The organism is Halopiger thermotolerans (genome assembly GCF_054654555.1).
On sequence record NZ_BAAIEU010000003.1, the window covers coordinates 72735 to 95632 of the forward strand.

Consider the following 22898-nt stretch of genomic DNA (forward strand, 5'->3'; position numbering starts at 1 on the left):
TCGTCGGCCGCGTTTCGCGTCCACGACGATCAGTACGCGTCTCGAGCGACTTCCAGGAGGTCGTCGGCGTCCGCGTCTCGGGGGTTGTCGTGAATCTCGATCGTGTCCAACGACTTCTCCGCGATCGTGGGGAGATCGTCCTCGGCGACGCCGAGTTCGCGGAGACTCGAGGGGAGGTCGACCCTGTCGATGAGGTCCTCCACGGCGGCCACCGCTTCCCTCGCGGCCTCCGCGTCGGATAACCCGGACACGTCCACGTCCATCGCTTCGGCGACTTCGGCGTATCGACCGGGAACGGCTTCGAGGTTGTATCGCATCACTGCGGGCGTGTACGCGGCGATGGCCTCGCCGTGTGGAATTTCGGGATACATTCCGCCGGTGGTTTCGGCCAGGGAGTGGATCGCTCCGAAGCCGGCGAAGTTCTCACAGATCCCCGCCACGTGAGAGCCGAACATCATCTGTTCGCGCGCCTCCATCTCGCCGTCCTCGTAGGCGGCAGGGAGGTGCTCCGAGACGAGCCCCATCACGTGTTTGGTCAGCGGTTCGACGATGGGCGGGCGGGCGGACGACACGTGATTTTCGAGCGCGTGGGAGAAAGCGTCGAAGCCGGTCGCGGCGGTCTGTCTCGGCGGTAGCGTTTCCGTCAGCGCTGGGTCGACCAGCGAAATTTCGGCGCCCAGGTACGGTCCGCCCGGGTACAGCGGCGATTGGCCGAGGGCCATCTTAAACTCGCGCTCTTCGTCGGTGATAACGGCCCAGTAGTCGACCTCGCTGCCGGTTCCGGCGGTCGTCGGTACCGTCACCAGCGGGAGGGGGTGGTTCTCGATCGGTTCCTCCATCACCTCCTCGGCCGACGTCACTTCGTAATCGGCGATCTCTCCGGGATTGGTCGCCATCAGCGACGCCCCCTTTCCGACGTCGATCGAACTGCCGCCGCCGACGGAGACGATGAAGTCACATCCCTCCCTCTCCAGCATCTCGGTCGCTTCGTCGACCATCCCGACCGTCGGGTTGGGCTCGACTCCATCGTAGGTAGCGTACTCGATGCCTTCGGCGGTGAGCGACGACCGGATTCCATCGACCAATCCGGCGTCGAGAATCCCCTGGTCGGTGACTATCAGCGCTTTCTCCCAGCCTTGAGAATCGACGATCGATCCGATATTCTCGCTGGATCCGTTTCCGAATTCGACCCAGATCGGGAACGTGAGCGTGTAGTCGTCGAGGCTCATCGGCGCTCACCCTCGCGTTTCGTGTCGGTGTTTTCAAGAGATTCCGTGGCTGGGTCATCTATCGACGCCTCTCTGTCCGCATGGGTGGTTTTCTCTCTCATCCCGATCGAGCGTTCCATATTCCAGTATATATATCTTCGTGTCAGGTCACTCTCAGTCGCGGTTTCACGAACGTCGTGCCCGGTCGTGTGGCCGGCTGGGGCTCGCTCACGTCGAATCGATCCGCCGACCGCACTATCGGTCTACCGCTCGCTCGAGGAGGCACTCCGACTCCACCCTCCCCGTTAGCCACCCAAACAATTCGTGTTCGGTAACCGAACAGTCCTCCGTTCCCACGCGTTTCGAATGTGTAAACGGACCTCGAGTAGCGTCGATCGTCGGTCTCGCGAGTCGATCATCGCGGGAGCGGAGTCGCGGTCGATCCGGCGGAGAACGCCGACGCCGTTCCGACGCGCCGCGCTCGGGCCGCTACGGCCCATCACTACGATCGTTCGCCACCCGTCGTTCGAACGATTCGACGGTCCGCTCGAGCACCGGGACGATATTCTGCTCGATCACCTCATCGGTAATGCGATAGCTCGGTCCCGAGACGCTCATAGCACCGAGGGGCGGGCCGTCCGGTCGATCGACCGTCATCCCGATGCTGCGCAGTCCCTCGGTGAATTCCTCGTCGTCGATCGCGTATCCCCGATCGTCGACGCGATCGAGTTCCTCGAAGAGGGCTCGACGATCGGTGATCGTGTTCTCAGTGTTCGCCGGTAGTCCCCACCGATCGAGGATCGCTTCGGTCCGGTCCCGGGGTAATTCGGCGAGAATCGCTTTCCCGGAAGCGGTAGCGTGCATGTGGTAATAGGTCCCCATTCGAGCACGGTAGCGGTTCGAATCGCTTTCGTCCGGGTGTTTCACCCATTTATGGTACGATTCCGAGATTGTGACGACGCGGCCGTGGTCCTCGATTACGAAATCGACCTCTTCGTCGGTCGCGTCCGTCAGCTCTCTCACAGCGTCGTCCGCGAACTGGTAGCCCACCTTTCGGCTCCGAGCGTGTTCGCCCAGGTCGAGGAATTTCGGACCGATGTGGTATTCGTCGCCCTCTTTTACCAAATAGCCGCATTCGTACAGGGTGATCACGTGCTTGTATACCGTACTTTTAGCGAGCGATAGATCCGCGGCGAGCTGAGAGAGGGTCGCGCCGCCGTGTTCCCGTATTCGGTCGATCAGCGCCAGTGAGCGGGCAGTCGTTTTCAACGTCGGATCCTTCGGTCGGCCCATCATGTGATGTCACTCCATGCCACTTCGGTTAAGGATTTCGCAAATCGGAACGCTAAGCCGAATTTCGCTTCCCAGAATACCCATCAGTGGGTCTGGAACCACCAGCTCGGTATTTCGACGATCCTCAATATGTAGGAAATTCTATCATCCATATATTCGAAATCGTCCGTCCGTCGTTCGCAGTGAGCAACGACGGTACGTCAGTTCGTCTCGTTCAATCTATTACATGCGTGTGGTTGTAATCGGCTACGTTTCCACCCGCCGTCTCAGTGTCGAGACCGATACATACGGACCGACCGAAGATGAGGTAACGGGGCTCCTATGCGAGTATCTTCCCCGTCAGACGACGGTACGTCGGTTCACCTCGCCCAGTTCATTTACACAAGTACGTTTGTAACCATCTCGGTTCCGCCCGTCGTCTCAGCGCCAGGATCGAATACATGCAAGCCGGCCAAAATCCGATCGGTAACTCGATGTTCGAACGGCTCGCCCGTTCTCATCGGCCAGCGGACCTCGAGCTCTCGTCGGCGCGATGGGCCATTTCTGCCGTTGATTCTCGATAGTACGTACCGGACTGCAGCGTCCGAAAGGAGGCCTCTAGAGTCTCAGTTACCGAATCCATCACGGCGAACGGCGACACCGAAACGACGATCTCGCCGTCCGCTTTTACGCATTCGAAAATGGGGGCTATATCACACCGTTCGTCCGTGATCGTACGCATCCGGCAGCAGTTCTATTTCTGTCTCTTTCGCACTGAAGTCGGAGTTCCCTTTAAAGACGTAGACCAGAGATACCGTACCCAATCACAAAAGATTAGATATCTAATCAGTTGTGTTTCACGATCTCGTTTTTCGTTTCGCGAAAATTTCGCATAAATACGGCGGGGCTCCGATGGCGCGGCACCGGTGAGTACGATTATAGCGGTGCCCCTCTCCTGCTCGAGTTCTCGTTGTCGGGTATCGTAGCGCTTCAACCTCGTGAGGCGGCACGTCGCTGGCTCGAGCAGGGCGAATCGATGTCGTAGAATTATCTACTACCGGATGCGGAAACCGACCATATAATGGCGTTCTATATAACTGGAGAACGCTTTTTCGGAAGGCTCTCGATCGTGTTACTGCATGACGCAATGGAAACAAAGCCAGACCGAGGCGGTGAGCGCAGACATCACGGAGAAGACGAACGCGCTGCCGGCCCGGTACTTCACCGACGACGACGTCTTCGAGATGGAGAAGGAGAAGGTGTTCGGGCAGTACTGGGTGTACGCCGGCCACGCTAACAGCATCAGCGAGCCCGGCCAGTACTTCACGCGAACTATCGGCGGCCGCAATCTTATCGTCGCTCGAGGCGACGGCGGTGACGTCCGCGCCGTGGAGAACTTCTCCGCTCACGACGGCGACGCGCTCCTCGAGGACGCGCCGATGACCGATCCCGGACGCGTCGATCCGGACGAGCTCGCCGACGCCGAGTCGGTGCACGTCGACAGCATCGGTCCGCTGCTGTTCGTCAACCTGCGCGAGGATCCGATGCCGCTGGCCGAACAGGCCGGCGTGATGAAGGACCGCCTCGAGGCCCTCCCGTTGGAGGAGTACGAACTCGCCACCCGGATCAGTTCGGAGGTCGAGTGCAACTGGAAGGTGTTCGCGAGCAACTACTCGGAGTGCGACCACTGCCAGGCCAACCACCAGGACTGGATCAAGGGCATCTCGCTCAACGAGTCCGAACTCGAGGTCAACGACTACCACTGGGTCCTCCACTACACGCACGCCGAAGACGTCGACGACGAGATGCGGATCCACGACGAACACGAGGCCCAGTTCCACTACCTCTGGCCGAACTTCACGGTCAACATGTACGGTACCGCCGACGGCTACGGCACCTACATCATCGATCCGATCGACACCGATCGCTTCAGGCTCATCGCGGATTACTACTTCCGCGACAGCGAGCTCTCCGAGGAAGAACGCGAGTTCGTCCGGACGAGTCGGCAGCTCCAGGAGGAGGACTTCGAACTGGTCGAACGCCAGTGGGAAGGCCTCAGAACCGGCGCCCTCGCCCAGGCCCAGCTCGGCCCGAACGAACACACCGTCCACCGCTTCCACCAACTCGCTCAGGAAGCCTACGACTCGTAACTGATCCAAAACGCGGAGAGGGGGGACTCGTCCGATCGAGCACGTTCCGCTTTTCAGACACCGAGATTCGTTATTTGAGGGTGCTGCGACGATGCTCATCGGTTTCGAGTCGCGTTTCCCACCGCCTCCGTTCCGCGATTGGCGGCGGGAAGGAGACTGAAACGACGAAGGAGTGAGTCGGTTCTCGTATGCCGCTCGACGAAATAGCACGTTTCCAGTTCTACAAAACACATCACATAAATTACCTGTTGTGGACGGTGCGAGCGGGCCTATAGCTGTCTCCTCGTTCCGACTGTGATGCCGGCCACAAACACAGCACTGCGACGATAGCCCGTGTATAGCCGGTAGTGGGGCAGACGACGAACCACAGCTCTCGGTGGTGACGGGAGATTCATTATCCGTCGACACGAGAGATTATACGGAATGGTCACGTCTCCACCAGAGATTCCGATCACCGTTATCAGCGGACCGTTGGGTGCGGGTAAAACGACGCTGGTCAACCGACTGCTGAACGAGCCCGGCGATAGGCGAATCGCCGTCATCGTCAACGATATGGGCGAGGTCAACGTCGACGCGGAGTTGATCGCTGACGAGACGGAGGAGGGTGTCGTCGACCTCTCGAACGGGTGTATCTGCTGTCGACTCCAGGACGACCTCGTGGCTCAAGCGACGCGGTTGGCCGAGGAGCGCTCGTTCGACTACCTCGTCGTCGAGGCGTCGGGAATCAGCGAACCGGTTCCCATCGCTCGTGCGCTCACCGAGGGGACAGAAGCGGACAGCCTCCCGGACCGGTTCCGCCTCGATACGACAGTCTCGGTCGTCGACGCCTACGGGTTCTGGAAAGCGTTCGATTCCGAAGAATCCCTCCCGGACGCTGCCCCGGACCCGGAGCGTCCGCTGACCGAGGTGTTAGTCGACCAGATCGAGTTCTGTGACGTGTTGCTGCTGAACAAGTGCGATATGGTACCCGACGATGCGCAGGCGTCTATCGAGGCCGCTATCCGCAAACTCCAGCCCCGTGCGACACTTCATCGAACGACGTACAGCAATGTCGACCCGAGCGCCGTTCTCGACACCGGATCGTTCGACTTCGACGCGGTACGGCGGCAACAAGGCTGGAAGCAGGCCTTGTCCGGAGAAGTAGCAAACGAGAGTTCGGGTCACGACCACGGTGACGACGCCGTTTCGGCTGCCGAGGCGCACGGCGTCGAGTCGTTCGTCTATCGGCGAGAGCGTCCCTTCCACCCCGAGCGGTTCGACGCGTGGCTCGACGACTGGAACGGCAATATCATCCGCGCGAAAGGGTTCGCGTGGGTGACGAGTCGCCCGGAGACGGTTCTCGGAATAAGTCAGGCCGGTCCGTCCGTTCAGGCTGGCCCGATCGGCGAATGGGGAGACGATGACCCGGCAACACGGTTAGTATTCATCGGTAGCGATCTCGACGAAGCAGCCGTGACCAACGAACTCGACGACTGTCTGGCGGCCTCCGACGAACGGACTGAGGAGTACTCTACCGATCCCTTCCCCCGCGGATCTGCTTGATCCCCGCCCGAACCCGAGTTCCAACGCCCACAGAATCCCTGCGGGCACCGTTACCCACCCCGGTACGAAGAACGCCGCGCAATAGATTGCGATCTTCTGACGCAAGAGGCGGAGGGACGCTAAAAAAGAGAGCCGTCCGATCGTGCCGGGGTTACGGTTCCAGCAGGACCTTCGTGACGCCTTCCTCGCGGTTGTCGAATTTCTCGTACATCTCCGGCGCATCCTCCAGGTCGACGCGGTGCGAGACGACCCAGCTGGGATCGGCGCGCCCTTCGATGATCATGTCGCGGAGTTCACGGTTGTACTCCTTGACGTTGCACTGGCCGGTACCGAGCGCCTGCCCCTTCTCGAAGAGGAGGCCGAAGTCGATGCCGAGACGGCCCTGTGCGGCCATGTCGTCCGGTGCACCGGGATCGTCAGGGACGTACAACCCCGGAATCCCGAGTTCGCCGGTCGGGCGGACCGTCCGGATGAGATTGTTGATGACGACGGCCGGATTTTCGCGAGCGGGGTCGTACGCGTCGTCGCCTTCCTTCTCCGGGTCGATAGCCTGGTATCCGACGGCGTCGATGCCCTTGTCCACGCCGCCGCCGTGGATGTCCTTGATCTGTTCGACCGGATCGCCCTCCTCGAAGTTGATCGACGTCGCGTCGCAGTGTTCCTCGGCCAGTTCGAGGCGGCTGGGAACGCGGTCGACGACGTAGATCTCCGCGGCACCTTTGAGCTTGGCGCTGTAGGCCGCCATCAGACCCACCGGACCGGCGCCGTAGATCGCGACGGAGTCACCGGCCTCGAGGTTGGCGAGCTCCGTGCCGTGCCAGCCGGTCGGGAAGATGTCCGCGAGCAGTGCGAACGAGTCCTCGTGCTCGTCTCCGTCGGGCAGTTTGAGCGCGTTGAAGTCCGCGTACGGAATGCGGAGTTTCTCGGCCTGACCGCCCTGGTACGGCCCCATCGCGACGTACCCGTACGCGCCACCGGCGAATCCGGGATTGACGTTCGTACAGAAGCCCGTGTAGCCGTTCTCGCAGTTCTCACAGAAGCCACAGGCGACGTTGAACGGCGCGACGACGCGGTCGCCCTCCTCGAGGGAACTCACCGCGTCGCCGACTTCAGTCACGATCCCCATGTTCTCGTGCCCGAACACGATCCCCGGCTCTGCGGCCGTCCGTCCTTCGTACATGTGGAGGTCGGAGCCGCAGATGCACGTCGTCGTGATGTCGATTACGACGTCGTTCGGGTGCTCGATCTGGGGTTCTTCGACTTCCTCGACTGCTACCTCGCGTTCGCCTTTGTAAACGACGGCATTCATGGACATTGATTAGTATCTCCACTGCCATCTACGATCGGCCCGTATTTATATTCAGTGTACATATCAATGGTTAAACACAACTCATAAAAATAGAGACCTTTAGTGGCGGAGATTCGTCCCTACGTGTCAGACTATAACTATTTCGTGGGTTCTCCGTCCACGTCGCTAGCCGCTGGTGGTCGCGACTCCGCACGAAAACAACGCGTCCCCTGCCGCATCTGTCCGCGAGCGATAGCGACGACTCCAGCAGCGATGGTGACCGTTTCCGTTACTGGAGATGAGACCGGCGTTGGAAGCGGATTCGTGCTACTCGTCCGAGCGTCTTCGTCGGCTATGTCACCCGGTGTTTTTCATCCCGGCGGCGATCCCCTTGACCGTCAATCGAAGCGTCCGCTCCTCGACCGCCGTGCGATGGGTCTGCTCGAGCAACTGGACCTGCAGGACGTTTAGCGGATCGACGTACGGGTTCCGGCGGTCGAGGTTTTCGCCGAGCCAGTCGCGGGGATGGAGTTCGTCGCGTCGGCCGATCGTCTTGACCAGTTCGGCCGCGCGCTCGTACTCAGCGGTTATGCGCGAGAAGAATCGCTCGCGGAGGTCGGGAGCCGCGATGTCCGCGTACTGGGCAGCGATCTCGAGGTCGGTCCGGGACAGCGAGAGGGCGGCGCTGTCCAGCGTCGTCCGGAAGAACGGCCACTCGTCGTACATCTCCTGGAGCGTCTCTATCGACCCACCGTCCTCGAGATAGGCGTCAACGCCGGCGGCGACGGCGTACCAGCCCGGGAGGGTACATCGCGACTGCGTCCAGGAGAACACCCACGGGATCGCCCGGAGATCCTCGACGCTTCGCTCGCCCGACCGCGAGGCCGGTCGCGAGCCGAGGTTGAGGTCCTCGATGACGGTGATCGGCGTCGCCTGCTCGAAATACTGGACGAAGCCATCGCTCTCGAGGAGGTCCCGGTACTCCCGGCGGGCGGCGTCAGCCATCGTCTCCATGGCACCGATCCACTCCTCGCGGATCGGCTCTTCGGGTTTTTTCAGGGCATAGAGGCGGGCGCGGAGTTGGGCGTTCAGCATCTGCTCGATGTTGCGCTCGGCGATGCGAGGATTGCCGTACTTCTCGGCGATGGCCTCGCCCTGTTCGGTGAACTTGACCTGGCCCGTGATAGTGTTGTTCGGCAGGGCCAGCAGCGCCTCGTTCATCGGGCCGCCGCCCCGTGAAATCGAGCCGCCGCGGCCGTGGAACAGCCGCATCTGGACGTCGTAATCGTCGCAGATTTCGCCCAGTCGGCGCTGGTTCTTGTACAACGACCAGTTGGCCGCGAGAAAACCGTTCTCCTTGTTCGAATCCGAGTAGCCGAGCATGATCTCCTGGGTCCGGCCGCGGACCGCGAGCGCCTGCGAGTAGGCCTCGTTCTCGAACAGGGTGCCCATGATCCGCCGGGCGCCCGAGAGGGCGTACTCAGTCTCCAGCAGCGGAACGATGTCGATGCCCGCGTGTTCGGGAAGCGCGACCACATCGGCCTGGTCCGCCAAAAACAGTACCTCGAGGACGTGGCTGGGTTCCTCGGTCATCGAGATGGCGTAGGTGTCGACGGCGTCGACGCCGTACTCGGCCTGCCACTCGGCGAGGCTGTCGAAGAGTTCGAAGACGCGCGCCGAGTCCGCCGAGAGGCCGTCGGTTTCGCTCAGGTCGAGTACGGGCTCGTCCTGTAACACGGCGTCGGTCAGGAACGTGACGCGCTCGTCTTCGGACATCGCGCGGTAGTCGATCCCCTCGCCCTCGAGGGCCTCGGCGATGGCGTCGGTGTGTTTCTGCTGATGTTCGCGGAGGTCGAGAGCGGCCAGCGAGAAGCCGAAGGTGGCAACTTGGCGCCGGATTGGGTCGACGTGGGCCTCGACGACGGTTTCGGCTACATTATTGCGTAGGCTTTGCGCGATGACCTCGAGGTCCGCGAGGAGTTCGTCGGCGTCGTCGTAACCGCCGGGGCGGACGTCGCCGACGCGTTCGAGGCGCTCGCGCATGAGTTTGAGTTTCTGGCGGTACGGTTCGTCGGGGTAGCGGTCTCGGGCCATGCGGGCGCTGTCGGGAAGTCGGTCGCGGTCTTCCTCGAGGGAGGCCTCGAACGCACCGCCGGTGTCGATGCGACTGCCGTCCTGGCTCAACACGCCGGAGAGCCGTTTGAGTTGCTCGCGGTACTGCTCGAGGACGACCTCGCGCTGGCGCTCGAGGGTATTCGACGTGACTTCGGGCGTCACGTAGGGATTACCGTCGCGGTCGCTGCCGGCCCACGAGCGGAACTCGAACAGCTTCGGAATCTCGAGGTCGCCGTCGACCTCCGCGTCGATGGCGTCGGCGAGTTCGTCGTAGACCTCGCCGACGACGTCGAACAGCGTGTTCTCGAGGTACCACTGGACGTTACGCGCCTCGTCTTCCGGCTCCGGCTGGCGGTTGCGCACCTGCTGGGTCTGCCAGAGGCTCGTCACCGCCGCGTCGACGTCCCGCCACACCTGGGACTGCTCCGTCTCGGTCAGCAACTGCTCGTCGAGCGTCTCGAGATGCGTCGCGATTTCTCTGAGTTTGGATTTGACCGTTTTCCGTCGCGCTTCGGTCGGGTGCGCGGTGAACGTCGGCTCGATTACGACGTCGTCGAGCACCCGTTCGACGGTCTCGACGTCTTCTTCACCCAGCTCTGCGGCCGCAGCGTCGAGACCGTCCTCGAAGGTTCCCTCGTGGGATTCAGTGCGGATCGTACGCACTCGCTCGCGTTCCTCCGCGAGATTGATCAGTTCGAAATACGTCGTAAACGCACGGACGACGATCCGCTGCCGGCGGGGCGACAGCTCCTCGAGTTCCGCTACTAACGGGCCACGGGACTCGCGCTCCCCAGAGCGGTATTCGATCGCGGTCTGGCGACACGACTCGACCGTCTCGAACGCCTGTCGCGACGTCTGGTCCTGCAGTACCTCGCCCAGCAGTTCGCCGAGTTCTCTGACGTCTCGCTGGATCTCTCTGTTATGAGTCGGCATGAGCTACCCACGCTGGATACATAGAATCTCAACATAAAGTCAGCGATCGATGACAGTATTATTACCTATACGGACGTCGACCGGTAGCCGTCTCAGGCCCGCTCTCGGGCTCTCGAACGTCGGGATCGGGATCGCGGAGTCCGTCGACGGAGACGGGCCGGACTCGTCGCCCGTCCTGACGTCGTTACAAACCAGCGGGAATTGCGCTTCAGCGGAGACACAGAAGCGCAACTGAGAGACGGCGGGAGTTCAGTTGCCTCGCGAGGAGTCGCTCGCCGATCAGTCGTTCGCCGTGACCACTTCCTCGTTGGTGAGTTCGTTCCACCGTTCGACGCCGGCTTCAGCGACCTCGCGGTCCTGACTCACGGCGCCGCCGGAGACGCCGATCGAGCCGACGACCTCGCCGTCTCGCTCGAGCGGATAGCCGCCACCGAAGATGACGATCTGGTCGTCGTCGGTCGTCTGGAGGCCGTACAGGGAGTTGCCCGGTTCGGAGGGCTCCGCCAGTTCGTGCGTCGGCATCTCCAGGGCAGCCGACGTGTACGCCTTGTTACGCGAAATGCTCACGGAGGCCAGCCAGCCGCCGTCCATGCGGTGCTGGGCGATGAGATTCCCCTCGCTGTTCGCGACCGTAATCACCATCGGGTTGTCGATCTCGTCCGCTTTCTCTTCTGCCGCAGCTATCAGCTTTTTCGCTGTTTCCAGCGGAATGGACTCTACCATGCAAGCGGAAAATGAAGGGTTCCCATGAAATAAGTTGCCGTTATTTCACCGGGATGATACGTGGTTTCGGGAAGCTCGCGAGGAACTACAGACCGTTAGACCCCCGTATTCGCACGTATCGGGTTTCGGTTGGTTGGTTCAGTCGGTTACAAAGGGAAGCCATCACTATCGCCAAATGTAATCTGTAACTGTCACTTTGTGCTTCCCCGTGGCCTGGTCAACGCCTCTATAGACGTGTCCGTGCACGGGCTCGAGCGCCGTCGCTTGGCGATTGCCCCAGATGATAACAGTGATATCACTGTTATCCACAGCCCCCGGAAAACTCCACCTGTAACCTTTCTGTTACATATTGGTGAGAATCTGAGTGAGCGATAATTATATTTGTACTCGACTGGCATCACGGGGTGTACGATTATGAACGCAGACGATAGCTTGCCGGACCAAGCAGACACTGTTATTGTCGGTGCCGGTATCGTCGGGTGTAACTTAGCGTACCAGCTCACCGAGCTCGGCCGAGACGACGTCGTCGTCGTCGACCAGGGACCGATGCCAACCACCGGCGGGTCGTCCAGCCACGCGCCGGGGATCATGTTCCAGACCTCCGAGTCGAAGATCCTCTCGAAGTTCGCCAAGTACAGCCGTAACCTGTACTCGGAGCTGGAGGACGACAACGGGGTGCAGGCCTACAAGGAAGTCGGCGGTATCGAGGTCGCGCGCAGTGACGAGCGGATGGACTTCCTCCAGCGCCGCGTCGAATGGGCCGAATCCTGGGGCCTCCCGGGCCCGGAGATTCTTTCGCCCGAGGAAGTGGAAGAAAAGCTGCCGCTCGTCGACAGCGACGTGATTCAGGGCGGGTACTACTCGCCGACCGACGGCCAAGTGTCCGGCGTCGTGGCCTGCGCTGCCCTCGCCAGAGAGGCCATGGAACGGGGCGCGAAGTTCGTTCCACATACCCGCACCGAAGACATCGAGACCGAGAACGGGTCGGTCAGCTCGGTCATCACCGAAAACGGGGTTATCGAGTGCAACGAAGTCGTCATCGCGACGAACATCTGGGCGCGTCAACTGGGCGAGAAACTCGACGTTCACCTCCCGGTGACGCCGGTCGAGCACCAGTACACGATGACCGAGCCGCTCGAGGAACTCGCCGACAACCGGGTCGACGTCAGCGATCACCCGCTGTACGAGAACTACAAGGACGTCTCCGGAGACAAAGCCGACCGCCTGCTCGCGAGCCCCGACCGGCCGATTCTTCGCGATCAGGACAACGCGATGTACTTCCGGACCCACGGGGACTCCTACGGAATCGGGTCGTACAACCACGAACCCGTCGTGCCCGACCCGCAGGAACTCGGCGGCAACGAGGAAGACGGCGAACAGGGCTCGGTCCACGAGTTCACCGAGTACCACATGAACAACGCGACGCACCCGGACAGGCCGGACAAGGCGCCCCGCCAAGCCAGCGACGAACTGCTACCGGCCACGGCGGGCAAGGAGCTCGAACACAAGTACAACGGCATGTTCGCGGAGTCTCCCAACGGCCTGCCGGTGATGGGTCCGGTCGAGAAGTACGACGGTCTCTGGACCGCGGCCGCCATCTGGGTCACTCACGCCGGCGGCGCCGGCAAGGCGCTCGCCGAGTGGATGGAAAACGGCGTCCCCCGCCTCTCCGACGGCCCGATCGACCTGCGCCACTGCAACGTCAATCGGTTCGACGCCCACGAGGGGAGCTGGGACTTCGCGCGGGACATCGGCGGCGAGGAGTACCGCATCGTCTACAACATCATGCATCCGAAATGGGTGTGGACGGATCATCAGCGCGACATCCGCCGCACGCCGATGTACCACAGCCACAAGGAACTCGACGCCGAGCTGTGGGCCGAAGCCGGTTGGGAGGAACCGCAGTGGTTCGAGTCCAACGCCGACCTGCTCGCTGAGTACGGCGACCAGATCCCGGACCGTGAGGGCTGGGAGGGCAAGTACTGGTCGCCCATCGAGGGCGCAGAGGCGCTCCACGTCCGCAACAAGGTCGGCCTCCACGATATGACGTCGTTCAATAAGATGGAAGTCATCGGGAGCGGCGCCGGAGACTTCGTCCAGCGCCTCTGTACGAACGACATGGACATCGACGTCGGCGACGTCCGGTACACCTTGATGTGTAACGAGAACGGCGGCGTCCGCGCGGACATCACCGTCACGCGCGTCGACGACGACCGCTACCTCCTGCTGACGACCGGTCGCGAGGTCGGAAACAACCACGTCGCGTGGGTCCGCGAGCAGTCCCCCGAGGACGTGGTCGTCAACGACGTTACCTCAAGCCTGGCGGCGATGGTCTGTACCGGTCCGAACGCGCGGAAGGTGCTCTCCAAGGTGACGGACGTGGACCTCTCCGACGAGGCGTTCCCGTTCTTCACGAGCCAGCAGTTCTTCATCAAGAACGTGCCCGTCACCGCGCTCCGGGTGTCCTACGCCGGCGAACTCGGCTGGGAGCTGTACACGCCCGCCGAGTACGGCGAGCGGCTCTGGGAGCATCTCATGGAGGCCGGCGAAGAGTACGACATTCGCCCGTACGGCAACGGCGCCTTGAACGCCTTGCGTATCGAGAAGGGCTTCCGGCTGTGGGGAGAGGACCTCCACACCGAGCACAACCCCTACGAAGCGGGCCTCGGGTGGGCCACCGACCTGGAGACCGACTTCATCGGGAAGGAAGCGGTCGTTGCAGCGGCCGAGGGTGACAACATCGACCACAAGGTCGCGTGCCTGACCCTCGACGATGAGGAGGCGACGATCCTCCCTCACCGTCCGATCTTCGACGGTGATGAATCGATCGGCTACGTACACAGCGCCGAGTACGGGTACACGGTCGGTGCCTGCGTCGTCTACACGTACCTCCCGCCGGAGTACGCGGAACCCGGGACCGAACTCGAGATCCTGTACGAGGGCGAACGGTACGACGCCACCGTTCGCGAGGAACCGCTACTCGATTAAAGGACCGCACTCGACGGCACAGTGCGATCTCGCGGTTGGCTTTTTAGTTTCTCGCGGTGGGATCGACGCCCCGTCGTGCGAGTAGAGAGGGAGTAGTCATAGAGTTCGGCAGTGACAGCAGTAGCTCGATCCGAGACGCGACGTATCAGCGGAGTCCCCGGCGAGGTCGGTGACCGTCTCGTCCGGTTCGCCGAAGCGCGTCGACCGACTGCCGGCGCTGGTGAGGCCCGCGCGCGGACACGATCGTCCCCGCAGTGCTGGAAATTCGACGACGAGGTACCTTTTGCACCGCAAGAGGACACATCCAACCGCCGCTCGGACGCTGGAACGTGGCCGCAAGCGAGCGGTACCGTCGACCGTTTCGATGGTCCCAACGAGACCGGCGTCCCCCCGACACGTGGATGGCAAAGCGGGCAGCTCAAGGACGCAGACCACATCGGTATCGCCGCCGGCGGCGAACCAGTGCGAGAGCGGGAGTATCCGGACGACGAAGACCGCAGAGGCGTCTCTCGAGCCGACGACGAACTACCGCCCGCGCTCCGAAAACCCCCTGCAGTCGGGGCCGAACCGTCTCGGCACGCATCTGGCACCGGTCTAGACGAAGTCGGTCGTTTGGTACCTACTGCGACCAGTCGTCGACAGCGTCCAGAAGCGGACGTAGCTCCGCAGCGCTCTGTGTTAACGTGGCTGTCTTCTGGACCTGATCGTACTCGACGATACCCGCATCTGCTAGTTTCGGAAGATCTGCGTGACAGAGCGACACGTAGACGTCTTTCGCGTCCGCTTTCGAGCCGGCGGTCGGCCCGGCGGCGTTCTCCGAAGCGGCGACTTCGTCCGCCAGGTTCGCCAACGTCATCGGACCGTCGCACGAAAACAGACATCGAAGCACGCACCGACGGCGCTCGTTCGACAGCACCTCGAGCGCGGTATCCGCGGCTAATGATTCGATACTGGCGGGATCTGACCCCGGGACTGCAGTCGAACAGGAGGTATCGTCCGGCATCAGGATGACTTCCGTATTATGATTAAAAGTATTTGTGAAATAGATCGGTAAATTCGCGTAGTACAGCATACGTTTGCGAAAGCAAATACTGCTAATCATTTCACATGTTGTGGTCTGGGCTACGGAACAGCACGTGGCCGCAGTTACCAAGCGGATTCGGCCACGAAATCCGGCTGTCGAGCGCTCACCGAAGCTCCATTTGCTCGGCGCGTTCGACGGCGAGGTCGGCGACCTCCTCGAGGGAGGCGTCGGAACGGTCGGCGAGGACGCGCAGCAGCATGCCGAGCTGAACCGCTGCGGCTTCCCGGAGTTCGGCCGCTTCCTCAGTATCGTTACCGAAGTAGTACTCGTGGCGGCCGTCTTCGTGGACAATACCGGTGTACACCGAACGGAGATCGGTATCGGAGACTGCCTCTGCCGCTTCCGTCTTGACTTCCTCGAATCGAGGATTCGTCATCGTCTCTGGTATTCGTCCAGAGCGTCCTAACCTCTTTGATAAGAGACTCGAACGATCGATGAGAGACCGACTCGCGTCGGTCCGTTGAAGCGGAGTGGCCGTGGCCGGGACGGGGAGACGGATCTCTCACGGGACCACCGAGCCCTGACAGTCCGGGTGTGACGCACCTGCGACTTCTGTCGTGGGTTTTGCGCCCGGTATTACACGAAAATAGTTACAGTGGTCCAGTCATGAGAGTTTTTATCCCTGGGATTCAACGGTATAACCAATGGAACGGGGTACGTCAACTCTCGTCCGCGTCGCGACCGGCGTAGCGGCGAACGGCGACGAACAGGTCGTGACGGCGATGCGAGACGAAGCTAATTCGATACCGGTGGTCCGCACCGGACCGACCGGTATGACGGGGAGCGAACCGCTCGTCATGGCGACGCACGAGGGCCGGACGGCGTTTTTCGCTGACTCGGATCCGTCGACCGCCCGGGGCGTCGTCGACGCGCTGGAGGACGGAACCGTCCCAGCGGACGACGCCGACGCGGTCGTCGACCACGGATTCGAAACGACGTCGCTCCCGATCCTAAACTCGGGGCCGCTCTCAGTCGGTCAGCGGTCGGTGCTCGGCCGGTGTGGATGGGTCGATCCGCTCGATCCGACGGAGTGGTCGATCGTCGCGTCCGAACGGACCGCAGAGACGGTGACGGACATCGGACTCCTCGGTCGGGGTCGCGGCGACGCCACCGCCGACGACCCCGTCACCGACGTGTGGGAGACCGTCCGAGACGCGGACGGGGATCCGGTCGTGGTTGCCAATGCGAACGAGACGCGCGACGAGCAGCGAGCGGACGAGGTGCTGCTCGGTGGCGCACCGATAGCCGTCCTCGACGGGATAGCCGCCGTCGCCGAGTACGTGGGTGCCGACGACGCCGTCGTCTACCTGAACGAGGCGGATACCCACCTGCATCGACACCTCCGCGAAGCGATCGATGCAGTCGCCGGCGAACTGCCGGTCGTTCCGCAGCTAGTGGCCGGCCCCGACGAGTACCGCGCCGGCGCCCCGACCGCCGCGCTCGAGGCGATGGAAGGCGCCGACCGCATCGAACCGCGTCTCCAGCCGCCCTCGCCCGCCAAGCACGGCCTCTACGGACGGCCGACGGTCATCCATACGCCGCGGACGTTCGCACAGGTACGGCGGGCGATCCGCGATCCGGACGCGTTCGACGCGGACGCCCCCGATCCGGGCACCCGGCTGATCACCGTCGCCGGCGACGTCGCTGATCCGGCGACCATCGAACTCCCGTCGGACAGCAGCCTTTCGGTGGCACGAGACGCCGTCGAACTGACAGGGTCGTTCAAGATGGCCTGCGTCGGCGGCGCTCTCGGCGGCATTACGCGACGCCTCGACGTCGCGCCGACCGCACAGTCGCTCGCCGCAGCCGGTCTCGGGACCGACGGCGTCGTCGAACTCCTGAACGACGACCGGTGCGTGGTCGCCGACGTCGGCGAGCGCGCCCGGTTCGCAGCCACCGAGAACAGCGGCCGCTGCGTGCCGGGTCGCGAAGGGACGAAACAGCTCACCGAACTCCTGCGAGACGTCTACCGGGGATCGCTCGAGACCGACACGATCCGCGAACTGGGTCGGGTGATGGCGCGGTCGAGCAACTGCCAGATCGGCGCGCACGCGCCTCGCCCCGTACTGACCGCGATCGACGAGTTCGAACCGGAGTTTCGAGCGCATACCGACGGCCGCTGCCCTAGCGGCACCTGTACGGAGCAACTATGAGTACTGACGACACGTTCCCTACTGTTCCCGATCTCGAGGATTCACGATCGAACACGCCGGTTACGACCGAGTTCGAGACCGGCACCGCGAACGACCCCGACGTCGGCACTGACACCGACGACCCGACGACGGTGACGATCAACGGCGAACCGGTGACCGTCCCGCCGGAGTCGACCGTCATCGACGCGATGCAGGCCGTCAGCGACGAGACGGTCAGCGTCGCCCCCGGGGCGGACGGCGTTGATGACGACGCCGATGTTCCCGCACTTTGCTACTACGACCGCGACGGCGACTGCAGCGGTGAGATCGGACCTCGAAGCGAGTGCCGGACCTGCATGGTCGAGACCGAAGCCCACGGCCTCGTTCCCGCGTGTTCGTTCCCGGCCGAGGACGGGCTCTCCGTGCGGACAGCCACGCCGGACGCCGAGGAAGCCCGGAGCGTCAACCTCGATCTGGTACTCTCGAACCACAATCTCCGGTGTACCACCTGCAACGGCAACGGGCGCTGCGAACTGCAGGACACCGCCATCAGCGAGGGCGTCGACCATCCGCGCTACGGCGTCTTCGACGACCGTGACGAGTACGAACCCGTCGACGACAGTTCGTCGTTCATCCAGATCGACCGGAACAAGTGCATCCTCTGCAACCGGTGTGTCGAGGGCTGTAACGACGTTCAGGTCGAGGGCGTGCTCCGCATCGAGGGCCACGGCGAGGACACGCGTATCGGCTTCCAGTCCGACGCCGAGACGATGGCCGAATCCGACTGCGTCTCCTGCGGTCACTGCGCGACCGTCTGCCCGACGGGCGCGTTGACGGAGAAGGACATCGGCGGCGCCGCGACGCTTCCGCTTCCGGGGTTCACCCAGCGTAACTCCGTCGGAACGGTTATCGAGCACGAGGCGGCCGAAACGCTCGACGAGACGACGGCGCCGAATCGCTCGCCCGACCCCGGCGGAGAGAATCGCATCGGAGCCAGCCCCAGCGTGCGTCCGGACAGCCGAAGCGGCGTCGCACGGTTCATGGCCCAGAGCAGACGCCGTGCGCTGGACCTCGCCACGGAGTACGGTCGGAAAGCCATGCTGGCCGGCGAACACACCGCCGAGAACGTCGCCGCGACGGTGCTTCCCGAAGGGCGATTGTTCGACGTTGCGTCGGCCGTGAGCGACTACCGACTCGGCAAGATCGACAAGGCGGAGACGACGTGCGGGTTCTGTGCCGTCGGCTGTCGGTTCGAGATGTGGGGGAAAGACGGTGACGCGATCGGCGTCCAACCCGTTGAAGACCCCACGAAGGCGCCCGCCAACAACTTCTCGACCTGCGTGAAAGGGAAGTTCGGTCACGAGTTCGCCAACAGCGACGAGCGGATCACGGAACCGCTCGTGCGCAACGACGACGGCGAGTTCGAGCGGGCGTCCTGGGACGAGGCGCTCGATCGCGTCGCCGACGAGCTGCGCGCGATCCAAGACGAACACGGCGTCGACGCCGTCGGCTGTCTCGCGTCGTCGAAGGGGAGCAACGAGGAAGCCTATCTCGTCCAGAAGTTCGCCCGTCAGGTGCTCGGGACGAAAAACATCGACAACTGTGCGCGGCTCTGTCACTCGTCGACGGTGGCGGCGCTGCAACAAACGCTCGGGTACGGCGCCATGACCAACCGTATCAACGAGGACATCGGCGAGGCCGACGCCTACCTCATCACCGGGTCGAACACGACGGAGTCGCATCCGGTTCTGGCGACCCGTATCAAGCAAAACGTCCGAGACGGGGCCGATCTGATCGTCTTCGACCCCCGCGAGATCGGCATCGCAGAGCACGCCGACCAGTACACACGGACCGAACCCGGGTACGACGTCGCCTGGATCAACGGTCTCATTCGATACATCATCGAGAACGATCTCCACGACGAGGCGTTCATCGAGCGCAACACGAAGGGGTTCGAGAAGGTCAAGGAGAAGGTACAGGCGTTCACGCCCGAGAAAGTCGAAGAGCTGGCGGGCGTACCGCCCGAAGATCTGAGATCCGCCGCCGAGACGCTCGCCGACGCCGAGACCGTCGTCTTCGGCTGGGCGATGGGGATGACCCAGTCCAGCCACGGGACGCAGAACCTCCTCGCGATGGCCGATCTCGCCCTCACGCTCGGCCAGGTCGGCAAGCCCGGTGCCGGACTCTCACCCTTCCGGGGGCAGAACAACGTGCAGGGCGGCGGTGGTGACATGGGGACGCTCCCCGGAAGCCTACCGGGCTATCAAGATCCGGCGGACGACGAGGTCGCCGAAAAGTTCGAAAACGCCTGGGGTGAGCGCCCGCCCGAGGAGCCGGGGCTCAAGGTGCCGGAAATGCTCTCGGAGGCTCACGAAGGCAACCTGCGGGGACTGTACGTCGTCGGGGAGAACCCCGCGCTGTCCGAACCCGACATCCAGCACGCCGAAGCGGCGCTCGAGAACCTGGAGTTCCTCGTCGTCCAAGATATCTTCATGACGGAGACGGCGACTCACGCAGACGTGATCCTTCCCGCAGCGACGTCGCCGGAGAAAAACGGCACGTTCACCAACACCGAGCGCCGCATCCAGCGGGTGCGGCCGACTGCGACGCCGCCCGGGACGGCGCGCCAAGACTGGGAGATCACGCAGGAGCTGGCTAACCGGCTCGGGTATCACTGGGACTACGACCATCCGCGGGAGATCATGGACGAGATCAGCGACCTGGTCCCGATCTACGGTGGCGTCAGCTACGACCGTCTCGAGTCGGGCGACGAGCACGGGCTCCAGTGGCCCTGCTGGGACGAGGATCACCCCGGAACGCCGTACCTCTACGATTACGAGGACGGGGAGTTCAATTTCGACGACGGCATGGCACGCTTCGTGCCCGCGGACGGCGGACATCCCGGCGAGCTACCGGACGAGGAGTATCCGCTCACGCTCACCTCCGGACGGGTGCTCTACCACTGGCACACCGGCCAGATCACCCGCCGTGTCGAGGGGCTCATGAGCCACGTCGGCGAGAGCTTCGTCGAAATAAACCCGTCGACGGCCGACGAACTCGGGGTCGCCGACGGCGAGTACGTCCGGGTCGAGTCTCGCCGCGGGGACATCGTCGTCAAGGCGGCCGTGACCGACCGCGTCGGTGACGGGACGCTGTTCATCCCGATGCACTTCGCTGCCGGTGCGGTCAACAAACTCACCCAGGAGAACTTCGACCCGCACACCGGAATTCCCGAGTACAAGGTGTCCAGCGTCCGCGTCGAGCCGCTCGGATCGGACGCCGATCCGGACACGTTGCGGGCGCCCGACGCCGGAGCCGACAGCAACGGCGGAACCGCAGCCAGCGACGACTGATCGTCGCTGGATCTGGCTGGATCTCGCTCGATCACGTACCCCGTCAGGACGCGCCGTAGCCGACTTCCTCCCGAAGTTCGTCCCACGATTCGTGGAACCCGTACGTCGCTTCCGACTCCGTACTGATGGTGTTCTGGTACACGTCGTCGTACTGTAATAACTGCGTCCAGCCGTCGTGGTACCGGTAGCTACAGTATTGACACATGGACGACCGTATCACGCCAAATAGAAAAGGCGTATCGGTCGAACCGAGCAACGGCCGACTGTATGGGAGTCGACCAGGCCGGTCGTACCCTCGTCGTCGGAAAGTCGCTTTCGAGACGCTGTTGCCATCGACCAGTGCATCGTCGGGGAGTTCGCCGTCGGTCGTAAGCGAGAGCCGGTCCGCGGTGAAACGCAACTCACCGTTTGTCGTTGCCTGACTGGACGCGCTCACGGCCGCCGGATCCTCGTCGGTACGTATCGCGCGCTTCGGCGATAGCGATATCTGCGCCTGTCTCCCAAAGCCCGGCGGTGCGCGAGTTTACCGGCACATAACGTCAGATACGTTATTTTTTGTGGTTAGATGCCAGCTGCACGCAAGATACTTACCGCCCATGATCGACGTCTAGCTATGGCGTTCGACCAATCACTCGAGCAGATAGATCCGAATACGGCCGAGGCAATCGACCTCGAACGCGAGCGGCAGGAATCGACGCTGGGGATGATCGCCTCCGAGAATCACGTCTCGAAAGCCGTGCTCGAAGCACAGGGGAGTGTCCTCACGAACAAGTACGCCGAGGGGTATCCCGGCGGCCGGTACTACGGCGGCTGCCAACACGTCGACACGGTCGAGGAACTCGCTATCGAGCGTGCGACGGAACTGTTCGAAGTCGACCACGCCAACGTGCAACCTCACAGCGGGACGCAGGCCAACATGGGCGTCTACTTCTCCGTGCTCGAACCGGGCGATAAGATACTGTCACTATCGCTGTCCCACGGCGGACACCTCTCTCACGGTCACAACGTCAACTTCTCGGGACAACTCTACGACGTCGAACAGTACGAGGTCGACCCCGAGACGGGGTACATCGATTACGACGACCTCGAGAGTCACGCGCGCGAGTTTGACCCTGACATCATCGTTAGCGGCTCGTCGGCGTATCCCCGCGAATTCGAGTACGACCGCATCGGCGAGATCGCGGATGCGGTCGACGCGTACCACCTCGCGGACATCGCTCACGTGACCGGCCTCATTGCGGCCGGCGTTCACTCGTCGCCAGTCGAGCACGCGGACTTCGTCACCGGCTCGACCCACAAGACGATCCGCGCCGGCCGCGGCGGCATCATCATGTGCGACGAGGAGTTTGCGGACGACATCGACTCCGCAGTGTTTCCCGGCGCACAGGGCGGGCCGCTGATGCACAGCGTGGCCGGCAAGGCCGCGGGGTTCGCAGAAGCGAGCACCGACGAGTTCCAGTCCTACGCTGAGCAGACGATAGCGAACGCGAATACGCTCGCCGATACGTTCAACGACCGAGGACTCTCACTGGTGAGCGGTGGAACGGACAAGCACCTCACGCTCGTCGACCTCCGTGACTCCCACCCCGACATCACGGGAAAGGAGGCCGAAGAGCTACTGTCCGACGTCGACATCATCGTCAACAAGAACACCGTCCCCGGCGAGACGCGGTCGCCGATGGTGACAAGCGGGATCCGCGTCGGCACGCCGGCGCTCACGACCCGGGGATTCGAAGAACAGGAGATGGAGACCGTCGCCGACCTTATCGTAGACGTGCTCGACAATCCCGAAGACGAGGACGTTCACGACCGGGTCGCTTCGACGGTCGAGGACCTTTGCCAGCAGTTCCCCATCTACGAGTAGCGGGCGGGCTATCGTCCCTCGAGGGACGACGTCGGCTGCACTGATGCGTTCCGTCGCTACGACCGCACGGTCGTCTCTCGATTTCAATTGGGCCCCCTGGCACGACCGCTCTCGCCGTCAGGTACGCTTCTGTAGAATCGTCTGACCCTTGCGCTGCGATCCTTCTTGGAGCGTCGAGTCCCGTTGACTGGTTCGACGCGGAATCGAACGATCAACGCCGCAGAACACCGAGTAGCTATCGCGGCG

At 62.8% G+C, this 22898-nt stretch carries 14 protein-coding genes; 6 read left to right on the forward strand and 8 right to left on the reverse strand.

Annotated features, from left to right (window positions below):
- Positions 1-29: 29 nt before the first annotated feature.
- Entirely contained in the window at positions 30-1229 is a 1200-nt protein-coding gene (locus ACYQ26_RS05685) for an iron-containing alcohol dehydrogenase (protein WP_459807882.1), read from the reverse strand.
- 468 nt (positions 1230-1697) lie between these two features.
- A complete protein-coding gene (locus ACYQ26_RS05690) occupies positions 1698-2504 on the reverse strand; it encodes an IclR family transcriptional regulator (RefSeq protein ID WP_459807884.1) in 807 nt (268 codons plus the stop codon).
- 1115 nt (positions 2505-3619) lie between these two features.
- On the opposite strand from ACYQ26_RS05690, the gene ACYQ26_RS05695 reads away from it, so the two are divergent.
- Together ACYQ26_RS05695 and ACYQ26_RS05700 are read left to right on the forward strand one after the other, a co-directional pair.
- Complete coding sequence (locus ACYQ26_RS05695) at positions 3620-4630, forward strand: aromatic ring-hydroxylating oxygenase subunit alpha (protein ID WP_459807886.1); 1011 nt, start codon at positions 3620-3622, stop codon at positions 4628-4630.
- Positions 4631-5053: 423 nt separating this feature from the next.
- Positions 5054-6172, forward strand: coding sequence for a CobW family GTP-binding protein (locus ACYQ26_RS05700; RefSeq protein WP_459807887.1), 1119 nt, complete (start codon positions 5054-5056; stop codon positions 6170-6172).
- 151 nt (positions 6173-6323) lie between these two features.
- Here the strand turns inward: ACYQ26_RS05700 and ACYQ26_RS05705 are convergent, their stop codons facing one another.
- From ACYQ26_RS05705 to ACYQ26_RS05715, 3 genes are all read right to left on the reverse strand, one after another.
- Positions 6324-7481, reverse strand: a complete 1158-nt coding sequence (locus ACYQ26_RS05705) for a glutathione-independent formaldehyde dehydrogenase (protein ID WP_459807889.1) — start codon at positions 7479-7481, stop codon at positions 6324-6326.
- A 336-nt stretch (positions 7482-7817) separates the two neighbouring features.
- Positions 7818-10508, reverse strand: a complete 2691-nt coding sequence (gene ppc / locus ACYQ26_RS05710) for a phosphoenolpyruvate carboxylase (protein WP_459807891.1) — start codon at positions 10506-10508, stop codon at positions 7818-7820.
- Between the two features lie 279 nt (positions 10509-10787).
- Positions 10788-11231: a GlcG/HbpS family heme-binding protein gene (locus tag ACYQ26_RS05715; protein ID WP_459807892.1), complete on the reverse strand. Its 444-nt coding sequence runs from the start codon at positions 11229-11231 to the stop codon at positions 10788-10790.
- Between the two features lie 414 nt (positions 11232-11645).
- Between ACYQ26_RS05715 and ACYQ26_RS05720 the strand changes: the two genes are divergently transcribed.
- Positions 11646-14219 carry a GcvT family protein gene (locus ACYQ26_RS05720; protein WP_459807894.1) on the forward strand — a complete coding sequence of 858 codons (2574 nt, stop codon included), beginning with the start codon at positions 11646-11648 and terminating at the stop codon, positions 14217-14219.
- 619 nt (positions 14220-14838) lie between these two features.
- On the opposite strand, the gene ACYQ26_RS05725 is transcribed toward ACYQ26_RS05720, so the two are convergent.
- Both ACYQ26_RS05725 and ACYQ26_RS05730 read right to left on the reverse strand, forming a co-directional pair.
- Positions 14839-15291, reverse strand: coding sequence for a DUF7344 domain-containing protein (locus tag ACYQ26_RS05725; protein ID WP_459807895.1), 453 nt, complete (start codon positions 15289-15291; stop codon positions 14839-14841).
- Positions 15292-15406: 115 nt separating this feature from the next.
- A complete protein-coding gene (locus ACYQ26_RS05730; RefSeq protein ID WP_459807897.1) occupies positions 15407-15679 on the reverse strand; it encodes a DUF8113 family protein in 273 nt (90 codons plus the stop codon).
- 268 nt (positions 15680-15947) lie between these two features.
- Here ACYQ26_RS05730 and ACYQ26_RS05735 point away from each other — a divergent pair, with 268 nt between their 5' ends.
- Both ACYQ26_RS05735 and fdhF read left to right on the forward strand, forming a co-directional pair.
- The gene (locus ACYQ26_RS05735; RefSeq protein WP_459807898.1) at positions 15948-17456 is read left to right on the forward strand and encodes an NADH-ubiquinone oxidoreductase-F iron-sulfur binding region domain-containing protein; all 1509 of its coding nucleotides are present in this window, start codon (positions 15948-15950) and stop codon (positions 17454-17456) included.
- Positions 17453-20788, forward strand: coding sequence for a formate dehydrogenase subunit alpha (fdhF, locus tag ACYQ26_RS05740; protein ID WP_459807899.1), 3336 nt, complete (start codon positions 17453-17455; stop codon positions 20786-20788). The genes ACYQ26_RS05735 and fdhF overlap by 4 nt, the downstream gene beginning before the upstream one ends.
- A gap of 43 nt (positions 20789-20831) precedes the next feature.
- Here fdhF and ACYQ26_RS05745 read toward each other — a convergent pair whose 3' ends face one another.
- Positions 20832-20993, reverse strand: coding sequence for a hypothetical protein (locus tag ACYQ26_RS05745; RefSeq protein ID WP_164722107.1), 162 nt, complete (start codon positions 20991-20993; stop codon positions 20832-20834).
- Between the two features lie 408 nt (positions 20994-21401).
- Between ACYQ26_RS05745 and ACYQ26_RS05750 the strand changes: the two genes are divergently transcribed.
- A complete protein-coding gene (locus ACYQ26_RS05750) occupies positions 21402-22652 on the forward strand; it encodes a serine hydroxymethyltransferase (RefSeq protein WP_459807900.1) in 1251 nt (416 codons plus the stop codon).
- Positions 22653-22898: the final 246 nt, after the last annotated feature.

Bases quoted from the DNA above. Each gene is read 5' to 3' on its own strand.
- ACYQ26_RS05745 (WP_164722107.1), bottom strand. From the start codon at position 20,993: ATGTGTCAATACTGTAGCTACCGGTACCACGACGGCTGGACGCAGTTA.
- ACYQ26_RS05730 (WP_459807897.1), bottom strand. From the start codon at position 15,679: ATGACGAATCCTCGATTCGAGGAAGTCAAGACGGAAGCGGCAGAGGCA.
- ACYQ26_RS05690 (WP_459807884.1), bottom strand. From the start codon at position 2,504: ATGATGGGCCGACCGAAGGATCCGACGTTGAAAACGACTGCCCGCTCA.
- ACYQ26_RS05685 (WP_459807882.1), bottom strand. From the start codon at position 1,229: ATGAGCCTCGACGACTACACGCTCACGTTCCCGATCTGGGTCGAATTC.
- ACYQ26_RS05715 (WP_459807892.1), bottom strand. From the start codon at position 11,231: ATGGTAGAGTCCATTCCGCTGGAAACAGCGAAAAAGCTGATAGCTGCG.
- ACYQ26_RS05700 (WP_459807887.1), top strand. From the start codon at position 5,054: ATGGTCACGTCTCCACCAGAGATTCCGATCACCGTTATCAGCGGACCG.
- fdhF (WP_459807899.1), top strand. From the start codon at position 17,453: ATGAGTACTGACGACACGTTCCCTACTGTTCCCGATCTCGAGGATTCA.
- ppc (WP_459807891.1), bottom strand. From the start codon at position 10,508: ATGCCGACTCATAACAGAGAGATCCAGCGAGACGTCAGAGAACTCGGC.
- ACYQ26_RS05695 (WP_459807886.1), top strand. From the start codon at position 3,620: ATGACGCAATGGAAACAAAGCCAGACCGAGGCGGTGAGCGCAGACATC.
- ACYQ26_RS05720 (WP_459807894.1), top strand. From the start codon at position 11,646: ATGAACGCAGACGATAGCTTGCCGGACCAAGCAGACACTGTTATTGTC.
- ACYQ26_RS05725 (WP_459807895.1), bottom strand. From the start codon at position 15,291: ATGCTGTACTACGCGAATTTACCGATCTATTTCACAAATACTTTTAAT.
- ACYQ26_RS05705 (WP_459807889.1), bottom strand. From the start codon at position 7,481: ATGAATGCCGTCGTTTACAAAGGCGAACGCGAGGTAGCAGTCGAGGAA.
- ACYQ26_RS05735 (WP_459807898.1), top strand. From the start codon at position 15,948: ATGGAACGGGGTACGTCAACTCTCGTCCGCGTCGCGACCGGCGTAGCG.
- ACYQ26_RS05750 (WP_459807900.1), top strand. From the start codon at position 21,402: ATGGCGTTCGACCAATCACTCGAGCAGATAGATCCGAATACGGCCGAG.